12 protein-coding genes are annotated in these 15,787 nt (G+C 57.1%); 2 read left to right on the forward strand and 10 right to left on the reverse strand.

From position 1 onward, the window contains the following. Positions 1 to 43: 43 nt before the first annotated feature. Together EYB53_RS06285 and EYB53_RS06290 are read right to left on the reverse strand one after the other, a co-directional pair. Positions 44 to 1,720 (reverse strand): ABC1 kinase family protein, encoded by a 1,677-nt coding sequence (locus tag EYB53_RS06285; RefSeq protein ID WP_135477359.1) that lies wholly within the window; start codon positions 1,718 to 1,720, stop codon positions 44 to 46. Positions 1,721 to 1,735: 15 nt separating this feature from the next. Beyond that, positions 1,736 to 2,152, reverse strand: coding sequence for a diacylglycerol kinase family protein (locus tag EYB53_RS06290; RefSeq protein WP_254150934.1), 417 nt, complete (start codon positions 2,150 to 2,152; stop codon positions 1,736 to 1,738). A gap of 103 nt (positions 2,153 to 2,255) precedes the next feature. Between EYB53_RS06290 and EYB53_RS06295 the strand changes: the two genes are divergently transcribed. Beyond that, the gene (locus EYB53_RS06295) at positions 2,256 to 2,897 is read left to right on the forward strand and encodes a histidine phosphatase family protein (RefSeq protein WP_135477360.1); all 642 of its coding nucleotides are present in this window, start codon (positions 2,256 to 2,258) and stop codon (positions 2,895 to 2,897) included. Positions 2,898 to 2,968: 71 nt separating this feature from the next. Here the strand turns inward: EYB53_RS06295 and EYB53_RS06300 are convergent, their stop codons facing one another. The 8 genes from EYB53_RS06300 to EYB53_RS06335 all read right to left on the reverse strand — a co-directional run bounded on the left by EYB53_RS06300 (position 2,969) and on the right by EYB53_RS06335 (position 14,448). After that, positions 2,969 to 4,408, reverse strand: a complete 1,440-nt coding sequence (locus tag EYB53_RS06300; protein WP_371879074.1) for a glycosyltransferase family protein — start codon at positions 4,406 to 4,408, stop codon at positions 2,969 to 2,971. A gap of 200 nt (positions 4,409 to 4,608) precedes the next feature. After that, a complete protein-coding gene (locus EYB53_RS06305; protein ID WP_135477361.1) occupies positions 4,609 to 6,891 on the reverse strand; it encodes a hypothetical protein in 2,283 nt (760 codons plus the stop codon). 75 nt (positions 6,892 to 6,966) lie between these two features. Continuing rightward, a complete protein-coding gene (locus EYB53_RS06310; RefSeq protein ID WP_135477362.1) occupies positions 6,967 to 7,746 on the reverse strand; it encodes a 3-keto-alpha-glucoside-1,2-lyase-like domain-containing protein in 780 nt (259 codons plus the stop codon). Between the two features lie 191 nt (positions 7,747 to 7,937). Then, positions 7,938 to 9,485, reverse strand: a complete 1,548-nt coding sequence (locus EYB53_RS06315) for an aldehyde dehydrogenase family protein (protein WP_135477363.1) — start codon at positions 9,483 to 9,485, stop codon at positions 7,938 to 7,940. 139 nt (positions 9,486 to 9,624) lie between these two features. Then, a complete protein-coding gene (locus EYB53_RS06320) occupies positions 9,625 to 10,692 on the reverse strand; it encodes a homoserine dehydrogenase family protein (RefSeq protein WP_135477364.1) in 1,068 nt (355 codons plus the stop codon). Between the two features lie 17 nt (positions 10,693 to 10,709). Continuing rightward, on the reverse strand, positions 10,710 to 12,764 hold the full coding sequence (locus tag EYB53_RS06325) for an NAD(+) synthase (RefSeq protein WP_371879075.1): 2,055 nt from the start codon (positions 12,762 to 12,764) through the stop codon (positions 10,710 to 10,712). A 230-nt stretch (positions 12,765 to 12,994) separates the two neighbouring features. After that, positions 12,995 to 13,723, reverse strand: a complete 729-nt coding sequence (locus EYB53_RS06330) for an esterase family protein (RefSeq protein ID WP_135477366.1) — start codon at positions 13,721 to 13,723, stop codon at positions 12,995 to 12,997. A gap of 128 nt (positions 13,724 to 13,851) precedes the next feature. Beyond that, positions 13,852 to 14,448 (reverse strand): SGNH/GDSL hydrolase family protein, encoded by a 597-nt coding sequence (locus tag EYB53_RS06335; RefSeq protein ID WP_135477367.1) that lies wholly within the window; start codon positions 14,446 to 14,448, stop codon positions 13,852 to 13,854. A 187-nt stretch (positions 14,449 to 14,635) separates the two neighbouring features. Between EYB53_RS06335 and EYB53_RS06340 the strand changes: the two genes are divergently transcribed. Continuing rightward, positions 14,636 to 15,772, forward strand: a complete 1,137-nt coding sequence (locus EYB53_RS06340) for a DUF4367 domain-containing protein (protein ID WP_135477368.1) — start codon at positions 14,636 to 14,638, stop codon at positions 15,770 to 15,772. Positions 15,773 to 15,787: the final 15 nt, after the last annotated feature.

Consider the following 15,787-nt stretch of genomic DNA (forward strand, 5'->3'; position numbering starts at 1 on the left):
CTTAACATTAGGGCACCAGCCCTAACGTTACGGCGAATAGATCTCATTCCCAACGGCGCAGCAGCGCAAAAACGAGCGCAACCCCGGTCAAGAGGAACGCCGCGACACTAAAGCCAAGCAACAGGTTGGGCAACACACCCGTCCACCCACCAATGCCAATGGCGACCGCAAGCATGCCAATACCGAGGATCAGGGCCGCCAGCACCACCGCCACCGCCAGCCGATTGGCGGCCCCGACGAGCGCACCGGCCACCCGGCGCAATTCGCGTTCTTCAGTCTGAATGCGCAATTCGCCGCTATTCAACCGATGGATCAGATCACTCGCCTGGTAGGGCAATTCCACCGCCACTTCGCCCAGATCACGCACCCCGCGCAGCGCCTGATTGCCCAGATTCGCCGGGGCGAGGTCTTCCAGAATAGCTTTCTCGACATACGGACGCGCAATGCCAAAGACATCGAGCTGCGGATCGAGCTGCAAACCGACGCCCTCCATCATCACCAGCGCCTTCATCAAGAGGGCCAGTGGACCGGGGAGGCGGATGTGATGGCGCCGCAGCAGGCTCAGCAATTCATTGATCGTCTCTTGAGCTGAAATTTCACAGAGTGGGCGATCAACAAAACCCTGGGTAAAACGTTCAAGATCACGCTGCAACTGAGGGGTGATCTCACGCCGTGTAATCAGGCCCAGACGCTCAAGCGATCGGATCGTACCATCGGTATTCTGGTCAACCATTGACGTCAAGAGCAAAAGGAGCGCGTGGGTCGTGTGGGCATCAAGGCTCCCCATCTGCCCATAATCAACGACGCCAAGGACTTCACCGGGCATGGCGAAAAAATTACCGGGATGCGGATCGCTATGGAAAAAGCCAAAGGTAAAGATTTCGCGCAAAATCAAGGCGAGACAATTGCGCGCCAACCCGACCCGATCAATCCCAGCGGCTTCCAGGCCCACATGATCCGTCACCTTGACCCCATAGAGCCGCTCACTGGTCAGAACCTTGCTGCCGCTGTACTCCCAATAGATCTGAGGAATATAGATCGAGTCATGCTCGGCAAAGAGGCGCCGGAAGCGATCGGCATTGCGTCCCTCACGCCGATAATCGAGTTCAGCCCGGAGTGTCGCGGTAAATTCCCAGGTCAATTCAATCAAATTATACTGTTGCCCCAGGGGTAAGCGTTCCTGTGCGAGGACTGCGAGATCAGCGAGAATCGCGAGGTCAGTATTGATGCGCCCAGCAATATCAGGGCGCTGCACCTTGACGACGACCTTTTCGCCGGTATGCAACTGCGCGGCATGAACCTGACCAAGCGACGCGGCGGCCAGGGGAACCGGATCGAAACTGGCAAAAATCTGATCAACCGGGCGACCGAGGCACTCTTCAATCGTCGCAATGGCTACCTCAGCCGGAAACGAGGGCACAGTATCCTGCAGTTTGCCAAGTTCGGTGACAAACTCGGGGGGCAAGAGATCGGGGCGCGTACTGAAAGCCTGCCCCAGCTTGACAAACGTTGGCCCCAGCGCCACCAGCGCCTCACGCAGACGGCCAGCCGTGCCAAGCGGCGGGGTCGGCGGCACGCGCAGCACCGCACGGCGGGGCAGCGACAGCAACGAGATCAGACCAAGTTGCTCGACCAGCGCACCAAACCCATGCCCAACAAGAACCTGGGTAATTTCACGGTAGCGCCCAAGATAACGAGCCTGGCGAACCAGAGGCCACATGATCGTAACTTACTATCAAAACCAGGCAATCAGCCGGGGCAAAAAGATCAAACACCCAACAACAATACTGCCAAACGCACAGAGCAAGACCGTTCCTGCCGCGACATCCTTGGCAATTTTCGCCAGCGGATGATAGCTCGTTGTGGCCAGATCAACGGTGGCCTCAACGGCCGTATTGACCCCTTCGGCGGCAAGCACCAGGGTCATTGTCAACACCAGGATCAGCCATTCCCAGCGCTCGATGCGCAGCAACGCACCAAGCAGCGTCGCCACTAGCGCAGCAAAACAATGGATCTGAGCATTGCGCTGCGTACGCACCAGATACCCTAGCCCCTGAAAGGCATACTTGAACGACGCTATCAGTCTACTCAGACGATAGGCATTCCCTCGGGGCGGCATCGACTGCTCATGCTGATCGCGTGGCTGTTCCATGACGTGCTGATTATACACCAGGTAGCCACACAGATGCACGATTGCTTTATAATGGACACCTGGAGGTTTGGTGCTCTCTATGTAACATAAAGGTAAGCTCGATATGCGTCTCATCATTGTTCGTCATGGCGAAAGCGAATGGAATCGGATTCATCGGTATCAGGGCCAGCTTGATGCAGCCCTCTCAGAACTAGGTATGCGCCAGGCAGCCGCGCTCGCCGAACGCCTCAAGTCTGAGAAGATCGATCAGATCTACAGTAGCCGGCTGCAACGCGCTGCGCGTACAGCCGAAGCTATTGCCGCCTTCCATCCCAACACCCCCTTTGCCTATTCTGAAGCCCTACTTGAGATCAATCATGGGGAATGGGAAGGCAAATACGCTGACGAAATCACCAGCAAATACGCCGATGGTCTCCGTGAATGGCGCGAACACCCAACCCGCTCGCAGATGCCGGGGGGCGAGAGTTTCTCGAATGTGCTGAAGCGCACCCTCGATTTCCGTGAGCAGATCACGGCGACCCATATGGATCAGACCGTTTTGATCAGCACGCACGATGTCGTGGTCAAAATTCTCGTGGCCGATGCGCTGGGGATGAACATGGATCGCATCAACCGGATCTGGGTCACCAACGCCAGCATCTCGGTAATCGAATACGGCAACGACCTACCCTACCTGGTGAGCCTCAGCGAAGCCTGCCATCTTGGCACGCTCGCCAGCACCCGCGAAGGCCAGAAGGCGTTGTGAACTCAGCGTACGAGGCCAGCTTCGCTGGCCTCGTACGCCAGCATACGCGCAAGCGCCAGAAGGTTCCACCCTCAACAGGTTTGATTGGTGGTCAGACGGCACCGATCAAAGAGCAACGCGCCAAGTCGATCAACGATCTGGCGGGGCACCTCGACAAACTGGTAGTAGAGCATATCAGACCAGATCAACTCGCGCCGCAGCGCAGGACGAATAATTGTCCACTGGGCAATCAAGCCGACATTCCAATAGATCAACAAGGCCGCGCCAAGCAGAATCGGCCCAAGCCCGATCCGTGGGCGCAGCCACATCAGCAACGCAGCCAACCCCATCACAAAGATGGGCGTCATCTCGATCAAGCGGCGAAAGCCAAACGCCCCCCGCAAATGCCAGGTCGTCCCAAACGCCCCGTTGATATAGGTCTGAGCGAGAAAACCGGCCAGCAAGAGCAACGCCAGCCCCCGATCCTGGCGGGCCAACCAGATCAAGCCCAGCAGACCAAGGGCAAGCACAGGTGCCCAAAGAAACGCCCCCCGCCCAGGATCAAAGAGGGTATTGAAGAAATTGGGACTTGTCCAGTCGAGTTTGCCCGCCACGGTTGCCGACGGCCCGGGGCGCCCATTGAGGATCTGATAGGCAACGAGCTGTGGCGTCACGGTCAGTACCAGCGTGAGCAGAAACGCAACGTGACGGCCCAGAAGCCCTGGCACAGCGGCGAAACGGCGTTCACGGAGCAAGCGCCAGTAGAGTCCGAGGGCTTCCAGTGCAGGGACAAGCATCAACAGACCGAGTTGCTCGCGGGTGATCACCATCAACCCACCGATCACCCCAAGCGCCAACCAGCGCCCCAGGCTGCGCTGCTCACCCTTGCCCCAGGCATCAATCCAGAGATAGAGAAAGAGCGACCAGAGAAAAAAGCCCGGCCCGTGCGACCAGACCATCGCGATATAGGTATAAAAGACCAGTGGCGACGCCAGGAACACCGTCAGCGTCGCGATTGTTGCCACAACATCGTCGCTATACCGTCGCGCCAACCGATAGGTCAGCTGCAACCCGAGGCAGGTATAGAGGACGGTCATCAGGGAAACCGCCACAATATACGGGCGCGAAAAGCCATCACGGGGAATGGATGCGCCAAACGCATTAGCCAGAACAACCGCCAGATCAGCGAGCACAAACCCCGGTGCCCACATGATCGCCGACCCGACCGGCGCTACATTGCGGAGCAGACCGGTGGTTGGATTGGGATTGACGGCATCCTCACGGAGTAACGCATTCGCGACGGCTTCATCACCAAATTGCCGCCCCTGCTCGGCAAAATAGAGATACTCATTCTGAAAATCGAGATCGCGGTCAAAATAGACCGAGCGCAGGTACGCGTAATATTGCACCTCATCACTCAACGCGACGCGGGGCAAACTGATTGGAAGCAGCAACAAACAAACCGCCAGAATGATCCAGGGGCCATACGCTCGATCTTTCAGGCGCAACAGCAAGGCTTCACGACGCAACACAGATCTTATCCCCAACACAGTTCTATCAACGACGTTTTTTGGATGTTTACTCAGTAGAGTGTAACCTACGTTTTCTGCTCTGCTGCCGAAGGGAGTGCCGGCTTCAGCCGGCTAAAGCCAGCACTCCAGAATGCCCGAAAACTTCGCGCCCTGAGAGCGAGGGCATCCCGCCCTCGCTCTCAGCAATCTTGACAGACTACTTAACGCCGGATCAGCGGCAGATGCACCTTTGGCTGCGTAATCGTTTCAACGGTGATCATCGTCGAGATCACCCCATCAGTCGCATTGCCGGCACCATCAAGGAAACGCAGATAGATATAGTAATCACCAGGCGAGACTGCACTCGCCTCAAGGCCATTGGCAAGGCTCCACCCTGGTACATCAAAGCTACTTGCGCCACCCGACACCTCAACCGGAATCCAGTTGAGCGCCGACGACGTTGCAGGAGAGGCAATAGGCGTCCGACTATTGGCGACCCACACGCCCCAGAAGCCACGGCCCGGATAGAGATTATCCGTCACCGCGACATCACGCACGGTAAGGCGGGTCACAATTGTAGCAGAAAGATCGACCGTCGCCGTCAACGACTCGGCAGTACTCGAGGCCAGCACCGGTTTCACGGTATCATAGATCATCGTCGCTGGATAGTCGAGGAAATTGCCAACCTTATCGGTGACGCGTACAACCAACGGGTTTGCACCCTGATTCATCGTCCCAGGATAAGGAATCACATTCGCAAAAAACTCATTGGTCAACTCGGTTGGTTCACCAAGGATACTTGCATCACGCCCAAAGGCACTTGCATCGCGACCAATGGCAACTGACTGCAACTGACTGCAATCATTGAGGCTACGCAACTCAAGATACACCAGCGGCGCACGGGTATAGGCAGGATGCCCCTTGCTTGCGCCTTCCCTTCCATCATCAGCCAGAGTCGCAAGGTCACTCAGCGCGGTAAAGATCGGGGCCTTGTTGACACCATAGGGATTACCAGCATAGACACTGGCATCAATCTCGCCATCAAGGATAATGTCATCGCTCTGCACGGGACTGACCGAGCCATCGTCGCCGCGTACCTGGGTATAGAGGGTGACAGGCGCACAGGCAAGGGCATTGATAATGTGTTGTGGCACCTCGATCGAGGCAGGATTCGCAAAGGATTGCCAGCCACCCGAGTCATCATTCGCAGCATCAAGTGGAGCGCCCCAACGCCAGCGCATCTGCACCGGGGTACCCTGAATATTATCGAAGCGCACCTGCACCAGCTTTGAGGTCGTATCAAACCGAGCGATAGGAGCGCCACCCTCGATCACCGGGAAGGCATTGACATCCTGGGCGATATTCGCCGACACGAGCGCATAATTGACGGCGAGGCCACTGCCGCCAAAGACCTCGTGAACCGTATGGGTAAAGGCCTGACCATCGCCAAGGGTCGTCGCAATGCGCCCATTAAAGATACTACCACCAGGGCTCGGCACCATCAAAGGATTGCCAAAGACACCTCCACGAGGACGGATTGAATAGAAGAGGTGTTGCGTACGATTGAAATCGGCAATCCAGGCCGCGTGAAGATTGCCCCGGGTATCGGCAAAAATATTCGAGGTACTGATGGAATTGACGCGATCGGTCAAGCGATTGATTTGCCATTGCGTGCCGCCCTGGTACGTACCGAGCCAGATTCCCGAGTTGGGTGAATTTTCGATCCCCCGCCAGAGCAGAGAGAGCTGACCATCCGGCGCAAAGGTTGCCCCGGGATCGGCATAATCGCCATCAAACGGACTCACGAGTTGCGCATCGAAGCCATTGCCATTCCAAAATGCCACAAAGATGCGCAAGCCATCAGCGAAGCCGGCAGCATAGGCAACGGCGATCTGGCCCTGCAAGCCCCTGGCAATCGTAGGGGCACCAAGGGCCGTAGAAGCACCAAGGCGATAGGGTGAAGTCCAGTTCACACCATTATCACCTGAGCGGACAATATGGATCGGAGCATCAACTTCACGCCAGCCAATAAAGATGCCCCCATCGCTGGCGACATTCATGTGCAAATTGGCTGGAAAAATGCGTGAGACATAAGCCGTACGGATCGGGCCAAACACCCCACCGAGCGGTTTCTGGGTATAGTAAATCGTCCGTTCAGGCCCATTGATCCACGCAACGTGGACGGTGCCATCGACACCCGTGGCGGTAGCAAGGGGCGAATAGTCAGGCGTGCCTTCAGCACGACCGATCACCTGGAGCGGCGAAAAGGCCGGGGCCGTATCCTGTTTGGTCAAATAGATGGCATGCTGGCGACTTGAATTCGTCACAACATGGATCTGCCGATCAAACCCGGCCACACTTGGGAACTTCGGTTCTGAGATGCCAGGTATTTCAAACTGGAAGGCAAAGTTTGGCACCGGTGGATTCTGTGCAAAAACAGGGCTACTCACACTCAGCAGACTGAGCATGAGCAAGCCACTTAACACGAGATAAAAACGTCGCATCGTGGTGTCCTCCAACAAGGTACGCGTAAGCCAGGTTACGCAAGAACGGTGGTTATCGCATCGACGTGGCCTACGCTATGGCGTCACCACCACAACATCGTCAAAAAGGATCGTGCCGACGGCCCTGGTAGCAATACCAGCCTTGCCTGCTGGCAACGGATTAGCATCAACAGCCTGGAGCATCAGTTCGCCATTCATGCGAACTTCGATGGCGTTGCCCACGACCTGCATGCTCAAGACGTGCCACATCCGCTCATCAAAACCAACCTGCTGCACTTCGGCCAGCGGCACGGCAACCCCTCGTTCGACCCGTTCGAGCACCTGACGCGGCGTATCGCGGAAGCTATTTTTGATGATGCGATAGCGATAGTAGGTCGCGGTAAGCGGATCGTCACCCTGATAGCGGGCAATGAGACCTGCCGTCCCATTGAGCTGGTCGTAGAAACTGACCTGCACGGTATAGTCACGCCAGGTCTCGTCGCCAATCAACGCTGCCGTCTGGTGGATCGACGGGCTGAAGGCAGGGCCAGCGCGATTCTGCACCAGGTAGCCATCGCTCACCTGCCAATTGGCCCGGTTATCGGCGAGCACAAATTCGAGATCAACGACCTCCCAGGCATCAAGCGCCTCGGGCATGTCAAAGGTAGCCTCGGCGAGCATCACGCTCGCCAGCGCGGGCATAACGGTAGGATTTGGCCCGACTGTCGGGGTGGGGTCCTGGGGTGGATACGTCAACATAGGTTGCTGCTCTTGGGCAACCCCTTGAGGCACCTGCCAGAGCACGAAGGCGAGCGCGGAGCCCAGGATTGCGATCACAAACGCCCCGATCACCGTAGGGATACGCAGTGGTTTCATAGTGAGACCTGACCTTACTTGTATGAAAGTCTTCACAGACTTATAACGTAGATTCGTTCACATTTCATTGTACTATGTTGGCAGGTGCGTTGTGAGTAGGAATCTGGTCACATCTTTCTCGACCATGGTTTCGCCTGGCATAGCAAAACGGCCAGCAATGCTGGCCGTTTTTCCAAGTCAAGCGAAAAGCGTTACGCTTCTTCATCGAGTGGTGGGAGCAACGCATCCCACCAGATCTTGCCCGAGCGGTGCCGTTGGAAATCAACGTGGATATGCTTTGGCTCGGTATATTCAAGCATGCCAGCGATACCCATTTCGCGGCCAATGCCACTCTCTTTATGGCCGCCAAACGGGGCATAGGGATTGAGCACGTGGTGCTCGTTGATCCCAACCGTACCAGTACGCAGCCGTTTCGCAACTTCGATCGCCTGTTGAATATCTTCCGACCAGACCGAGGCGGCGAGACCGTAGATCGAGTCATTTGCCATTTCAATGGCGTCACCGATCTCCTCATAGCGAATGATCGCAAAGACCGGGCCAAAGATCTCTTCCTGAGCCAGCCGTGACCGATTTTTAACATTGGCAAAGATCGTCGGCTCAACGAATGGCCCGCGCTCATACGCTTCACCGATGGGGCGGCCACCGCCAATCACGACATTTGCGCCCTCTTCACGGCCAAGCGCAATATAACGCTCAACCGTATCACGCTGCTTGAAACTAATCAACGGGCCAATATCAGTAGCAAGATCGAGCGGATCACCAACGCGCAGTTGCCGCGTCCGATGCACAAGGCGTTCGACAACCTCGTCATACATTGAGCTCGGCACAAAGCAGCGTGTTCCGGCTTCACAGAGCTGGCCAGCATGATAAAACATGCCAAACAACACGCCATCGATGGCTTTTTCGAGATCGGCATCAGGCAAAATAATGCTTGGTGACTTGCCCCCAAGTTCGAGCGTCACCTTCTTGATATGGGGGGCGGCAATGCCCATAATCTTGCGCCCGACCTCGGTCGAGCCCGTAAAGGCAACCTTGTCGATCTTGGGGTGACCAACCAGATATTCGCCAACGTCACCGCCGGGTCCGGTGATCAGGTTGACCGTACCGCGAGGCAAGAGGCCCGACTCATCAATAATGCGCACCAGTTCGATCGCGGTCAGCGGGGCCAGCGACGACGGTTTGAAGACCACCGTATTGCCGGTTGCCAGGGCCGGGAAGATCTTCCAGACGGCCATACAGAAGGCATAATTCCAGGGGATAATCTGGGCACACACCCCGAACGGATCACGCCAGACAAAGTTCCACGAGACGGTTGGAAAATCATTCCACGGCAAGGGCTCGTAGGGTGAACGGCGGGCGAGTTCACCAAAGACGTGAATCATATGGAGGCCAAGCGGGATGTCGTTGAAGGTCGTCTTGCGGATGGGCACGCCACCGTCGCGCGTTTCCAGCTCGGCCAGTTCTGAACTGCGCTCTTGAACGAGTTGCGCCAACTGATGAATAATATGCGCACGCTCGTAATGGGGGGTATGCGGCCAGGGTCCTTTATCAAACGCTTGACGCGCAGCGGCAACCGCTCGATCGACATCAGCATGGCTCGCATGCGCAACACGAGCCAGCGGCTCACCTGTAGCAGGCTCAGTCACTAAGAACCTGCGCTCCTCCTGGGCATCACACCATTCACCATTGATATACAACGGATGATAGGGCACATCACCCTCTGCTGGCTCAAGCGTCATTGCTTTACTCCTTACGATTTTTCTTGTATGCCGCTATGCGTCATGATAACACAATGCGTTATCAATCACAAGCCCCACCGTGGCCATATGGTAGCGTTGCCGTAGCGACGTTGCAGTGCAACGTCGCTACGGCAACGTCTTACATTTCCCGAGCGGTGGCAACAATATCCGCCAGGACGCCAGCGGCGGTCAACGCCTGCCCGGCCCCGGGCCCACGCACCACCAGCGGGCGCTCGGCGTAGCGGGCCGTGGTGAAGCTAAAGAGGTTGTCAGCCCCACGCAGGCTGGCAAGTGGGTGCTCGGTAGGGACGATGCGCAGGCCAACACTTGCTCCCTGGGGTGTCACAGTCGCCACATAGCGCAGTGCCCCACCGACTGCACGGGCCTCGGCGACCCGGGAAGCAAAGGATGCATCGAGTTCTTCAGCGCGCGCCAGGAACTCATCGCGACTGAGCCCGGCCATCGCCGGGGGAAACCACGGCTCGGCAGGGACATCGTTGATGCTCCACGGCAGGCCACAGGTACGGGCGAGAATAAGCGCTTTGCGGGCAACGTCGGCCCCACTAAGATCATCGCGGGGATCAGGCTCGGTATAGCCAAGGGCATGGGCGGCCCGCAGTGCGGTCGAGAGTGACTCACCCGCTTCGAGTTGGCTGCACAGATACCCGAGGGTCCCACTCATCGCGGCCTCGATGCGCGTCACGGTATCACCGCTGTCAAGCAAGGCTTGCAGGGTCGCAATGATCGGCAAGCCAGCGCCAACTGTGGCCTCATAGCGCGTCGCGCCCTCAGCCATCAGGGCCTGAAACTGCGCAAGCCCGGCGCTGAGCGGCAACTTATTCGCCAGCACCACCCGGCTCCCTGAGGCAACGCGATCAGCCAGCATCATCTCGTGACCAGGGGCCGCCGAGACATCAACGAAGATCGCCGCCTCGCGCAGCGCCAGCGAAGACCACGGCATCCCCGAGCTTTTGCCTGCGACGGTCGCAACCGAGCGCCCTTCGGCTTTGGCCGCCAGCGTCGCCTCGATCTCATCCCTGGTGAGCGCCGCGCCGGTTGCATGCACGCCGCCACTGTCCGCCAGCGCAAGGTAGACTAGGCTCAACCGATAATGTTTTGCCAGCGCCTCACGGGTGGCGAGCACCTGCCGAACAAGCTCGCGGCCAACGCCGCCGAGTCCAATCTGTACAATGGGTATGCTTCGCATAGGCGTATTGTCGCTCCTTATGGTACGTTGGCGCGTAATTCATCTAACCAGACCCGTGCCTCAGAGTCGCTTGGGGCACGCCAGTCGCCACGCGGTGAAAGTGAGCCGCCCGAGCCGACTTTGGGGCCGTTGGGCATGGCTGAGCGTTTGAACTGGCTGATCTGGAAAAAGCGGTACAAAAAGACTCCGAGCCACTGTTTGATGATGGGCAGATCGTAGGCGATCTGCTGGGCAATGGGCAAGCCGTCCGGCCACGCGCCCCGCGTGGCGTCTGACCAGGCGTGATGGGAGAGAAAGGCAACTTTGCTGGGGCGAAAGCCATAGCGCGTGATGTAGTAGAGGTTGAAATCTTGCAGCGCGTATGGCCCGATCTTCGCCTCGGTGCTCTGCGCTGGTTCACTCGCCGAGCCGTCGCTCGCCGGGACAAGCTCGGGCGAGATTTCGGTCTCCAGAATCGATTGCAGGATGACGCCTGCCGACGCGTCAAAGTCACCAGACCTGATCACCCAACGGATCAGGTGTTGAATCAGCGTCTTGGGCACCGAAGCGTTGACGTTGTAGTGCGACATCTGATCGCCAACGCCATAGGTGGCCCAACCCAGGGCCAGTTCGCTCAGGTCGCCAGTGCCAAGCACCAGCGCGTTGTGGAAGTTGGCGAGCCGAAAGAGGTGCGAGGTGCGTTCGCCAGCCTGGACATTTTCAAAGGTAATGTCATAGACCGGCTCGCCTGCCGCATAGGGATGTCCAAGATCGTTGAGCATCTGCAAGGCTGAGGGGCGAATGTCAATTTCGTTCGCCGTTACGCCCAGCGCCTCCATCAAGGCATGGGCATTGGAACGAGTATGCTCAGAGGTCGCAAAGCCCGGCATCGTATAGGCGAGGATATTGCGGCGGGGCAAGCCCAGGCGATCCATTGTCCGGGCCGCCACAATCAGCGCCTGCGTGCTGTCGAGCCCGCCCGAGACGCCGATGACCAGATGGTTGATGCCAGTGGCTTTGAGCCGCTTGATCAGACCATGCACCTGAATATTGTACGCTTCGTAACAACGGGCGTCACGGGTCACCGGATCGTTGGGCACAAAGGGAAACCGCTCGACCGTACGGATCAGGGCGAGTTCGCCTGTGGGAACCTCAAGCGCAAAGGGGATCTGCCGAAACTGGCGCAAGGCTTCGCGGTGATCGTGAACCGTGTCGGTGAAACTGCCGAGACGCATGCGATCCTGGGCGAGCCGCTCCAGATCAACATCCGCCAGGATCAGTTGCTCATCATCGGCAAAGCGTTCGGACTCGGCCAGCAGTTCGCCATTTTCATAGATCAACGCGTGGCCGTCCCAGGCCAGATCGGTCGTACTCTCACCGGGGCCAGCCGCCGAGTAGAGGTAGGCCGCCACACAGCGGCCCGACTGACCGGCACAGAGCGCATGCCGATAATCGGCTTTGCCAATCGTAATATTGCTCGCCGACAGATTGCAGAGCACCGTCGCCCCCGCTAGCGCAGCATAGGTGCTCGGCGGAATGGGAGTCCAGACATCCTCACAGATCTCGGCATGCACCAGCAAACCAGGCAAACCCTGCGCGACATAGATCAGGTCGCTACCAAAAGGAACCGACGCGCCACCAATTTCGATGGTCGTGCCAAGGGCATCACGGGCGGCGGCAAACTGACGCTTCTCATAAAACTCGCGATAATTGGGCAGAAAGCTCTTGGGCGTCACGCCAAGGATGCGTCCGGCATGGATGGCGACCGCACAATTGAAGAGGCGTCCTTCGGTACGCAGCGGCACACCAACGATGATCAACAGCGGCAACGCCAGACTCGCCGCGACCACCTGCGCTAACGCTTCACGGGAAGCATCGAGCAAAGCATCCTGATGAAAGAGGTCTTCGTTGCTATAGGCCGAGAGGCCCAGTTCGGGAAAGATAACCACCACAGCGCCAGATGCATGGGCGCGCTGCGCCAGAGCAAGCGTCTGCTGCGCATGGAAGAGCGGATCGGCCACGCGCACCGCCGGCACCCCAACGGCAACCCTGGCGAATCCATGACGATAGATCGAGAAAAATGATTTGCCCACGCGATGATCCTTCTCCCTTTTCACCCTCTGGTGGCTCAATTGTAGCATGGCTTCGGTGAATGGGCGAAGGATCGATGCACATGAACGGTAGGGCTGACGCCCTAAAAAACCTCGCTTGTGCTGGCCGTTTTCACCAGCACGAGCGAGATGCCTGGGGCTGCTTCCCACGCTGGTGCGCCCATCTACGGGGAGGGGCGTGATCCAAAAGGCTGGGGTTTAACCCAATGACTTTACAAATACAGCCCAATCATGCGGCGCCAGTAGGCTGGGCGATGCGCCTCGCCATCCCAATAGTGCAACCCATGCCAGATGCCCTTTGCCCAAAGCAGCGCACTAAAGTGGCGATTGTTATCAAGAAAAACATCTGCCTCACCAATCACCAGCGTAATCTCCATGCGCCGTAATGCATCAAGCAAATGCTGATCGCCGATCTGAGAAATAAAATGACAAGGGGTATGAAAATAGACCTTTTCACAATAGTAATTATCAAAGAGGCCAGGATACGATCCAACCGGAGTGGTGAGATCGTAACGCCCACTGAGGGCCACAACTTTGTGAAAAAGATGGGGATGGCGCAAGGCAATATTGGCGGCATGGTAGGCACCAAGGCTGCATCCGTGCGCAATTAAAAAGGGGTTGGCATTGATCTGCCGTGAAAACGGCACCACTTCATCGAGAATATAACGCTCATACTCCATATGGCGCAAAATGCGCTCGTGCGGGGCGCGCCAATAGGCATAGAGGCTCTCTGCGTCGATACTATCAACACAATAGAGCTGTAAATACCCTTGCTCGATTGATGAGCGCAATGCCTCAACCAGGCCCCAATTTTCATAATCAAAAAAGCGGCCACTGCGTGTTGGAAAGACAATTACACGAGCACCCGCATGCCCAAAGACCAGCAACTCCATTGAGCGTTGAAGATGGGGGCTCCACCAGCTATGATAGGCTCGCAGCATCTGTTCATTTTGTGTCCGAGGTAAGCGGACAGGGTAATAGGGTATTGGTAAGACGCACAACTACCCTATTGTAAAATTTCCAGATTACTTGCATGTTAAGAGTTGATGGAACTTGGATTATGGACTCATTATGGTTCAAGAAGAGGATAGCGATACGCAGCAAGGATCTCTGTCCAGAGTTGATAGCCTTCAGGGCTGAGGTGGAGCCCATCATCGGCAAAGAGCGTCTGGCGTGGAGTTCCATCCCGGTTGAGCATAGGATGGTAGACATCAATAAAGTAGCCAAGGGTACGTGCGCGCAGCTCTTCGCGAATAGCTTCATTGACGGTGCAGATCTGCTCGCGAAGATACCAACGGGCGGGGCTAGCCTTGATCGATACAAAAGCAAACGGGATCGGGCCGAGGTGCTGATCAACTTTGCCAAGCAACGTGCGAAATGATGCAATCACTGACGCTGGTGCTTGCCCATCACCCAGATCATTATCGCCGGCATAGCAGATCAAGCTGCGTGGGGCATATGGTTTCACCAGACGCTCAAAAAAGTACACACAGGCAGCCAGCGTTGAGCCACCAAACGCATGATTGACCACCGGCCAGGGCGACAGATCCTCGGTCAGCGTCTCCCACAGGCGAAACGACGAACTCCCATAGAACATAATCCGCCCAGGAGCCTCTTGCTTGCGCATCTGCTCAAGCGAGCGCACCTCATCGGCATACCATTCCATAGCCTTCCTCCAACACATTGCAAACGAGCCCAAAGAAATGACGGCTTATGGTAGCATGCTTTGCGCACATTGATACACCTGGCTTGCGCTGTCATACTTGGTAACATGTTGATCATAGGCTGTGTCTAGCTTGTGATCGCGTCTGGTGGTACAACATAAAGAGACGATTGATCATTGGAGGATACCCATGCGACGAATAAGCTTATTTCTTGTCTTGTTGATCAGTGTGTTGAGCCTTGCAGCCTGTACCGAGGCACTGCCAACTGCTGAAGAGATTGTCGAGCGGATGGAGACGGCTCGCGAGGGGATGAATGATGCCCATGCGACCGTAGCCTTTGATTTCACCTCGCCCGAGCAGTCAGGTCGGATTGTGGTTGAGGGTTGGATGCAGAAGACCGGGGAGACCGATGCCGCTGGGAAGCCAATTGGCCGGATGCGCGTCGAGGTGCTTGAGGCAAGCGAGGCGGCCATGGTTGGCACCATCGCGGTGAGCGACGGGACAACCTTCTGGCTCTACAATCCCGCCGAGAATACCGCGATCACCGGTGAAGCCGGTCAGATGAAGGATGCCATGCAAGCCACGCCGGCTGGCGCGGCCACGATGTTGACTGACATCATCGCGCAGGGCCTTGAGGCCGTGAACCTGGAAGTGCTTGGTACCGAACAGGTTGCTGGCAACGAGACCTGGAAAGTCCTGGTTACACCAAAGAGTGAAACGACCGCCCAGTTGCAACTTGATGGTATCATTGAGGGGACAATGTGGGTTGATACCGAGCTCGCCCTGCCGCTCAAGCTCGCCGTGGATGCACGTGACTTTGGCCAGGGAACCATGGAAGTGCAGAGCATTGAGACGAACAGCGGGCTGAGTGCCGACATCTTTGCCTTTACCCCACCTGCTGGCACGACGATTATTCAGGCCGAGGAACTGATTGCGCAGATGAGCGAGCGGGCACCTGCGGCAGCAACGATCGAAGAGGCGCGCACGTCCGTCAGTTTTGTCCTGCGTGAGCCGACCTACATTCCCGCCGGGATGACGCTGATCGAAGTACGCGTAGTTGGCACTTCAACCGTCATTCTGAACTATAGCGGCGACACCGGCAGCATGAGCGTGGTGCAGAGCAACGAAGATGTCGGGCGCGACCGCGAGCCACCTACGGGTAGTGTGGTCGAAGAGGTCACCGTCGATGGTGTACCGGCGACTTTGATCAGCGGCAACAACGGCCAGGGGAGCTTGTTGCGCTGGGAAGTGGACGGGATTCGTTATGTCATTGCCGGGACGCTGAGTGGAGATGAAGCCATCGCTGTAGGCGAAGGGCTAGAGTAGAAGGTTTTTTCTGAC

Origin of the sequence: Candidatus Chloroploca mongolica, assembly GCF_004762035.2 — a bacterium.
Taxonomy (GTDB): Bacteria; Chloroflexota; Chloroflexia; order Chloroflexales; family Chloroflexaceae; genus Chloroploca; species Chloroploca mongolica.

Bases quoted from the DNA above. Each gene is read 5' to 3' on its own strand.
- EYB53_RS06285 (WP_135477359.1), bottom strand. From the start codon at position 1,720: ATGTGGCCTCTGGTTCGCCAGGCTCGTTATCTTGGGCGCTACCGTGAA.
- EYB53_RS06290 (WP_254150934.1), bottom strand. From the start codon at position 2,152: ATGGAACAGCCACGCGATCAGCATGAGCAGTCGATGCCGCCCCGAGGG.
- EYB53_RS06295 (WP_135477360.1), top strand. From the start codon at position 2,256: ATGCGTCTCATCATTGTTCGTCATGGCGAAAGCGAATGGAATCGGATT.
- EYB53_RS06305 (WP_135477361.1), bottom strand. From the start codon at position 6,891: ATGCGACGTTTTTATCTCGTGTTAAGTGGCTTGCTCATGCTCAGTCTG.
- EYB53_RS06310 (WP_135477362.1), bottom strand. From the start codon at position 7,746: ATGAAACCACTGCGTATCCCTACGGTGATCGGGGCGTTTGTGATCGCA.
- EYB53_RS06315 (WP_135477363.1), bottom strand. From the start codon at position 9,485: ATGACGCTTGAGCCAGCAGAGGGTGATGTGCCCTATCATCCGTTGTAT.
- EYB53_RS06320 (WP_135477364.1), bottom strand. From the start codon at position 10,692: ATGCGAAGCATACCCATTGTACAGATTGGACTCGGCGGCGTTGGCCGC.
- EYB53_RS06330 (WP_135477366.1), bottom strand. From the start codon at position 13,723: ATGCTGCGAGCCTATCATAGCTGGTGGAGCCCCCATCTTCAACGCTCA.
- EYB53_RS06335 (WP_135477367.1), bottom strand. From the start codon at position 14,448: ATGGAATGGTATGCCGATGAGGTGCGCTCGCTTGAGCAGATGCGCAAG.
- EYB53_RS06340 (WP_135477368.1), top strand. From the start codon at position 14,636: ATGCGACGAATAAGCTTATTTCTTGTCTTGTTGATCAGTGTGTTGAGC.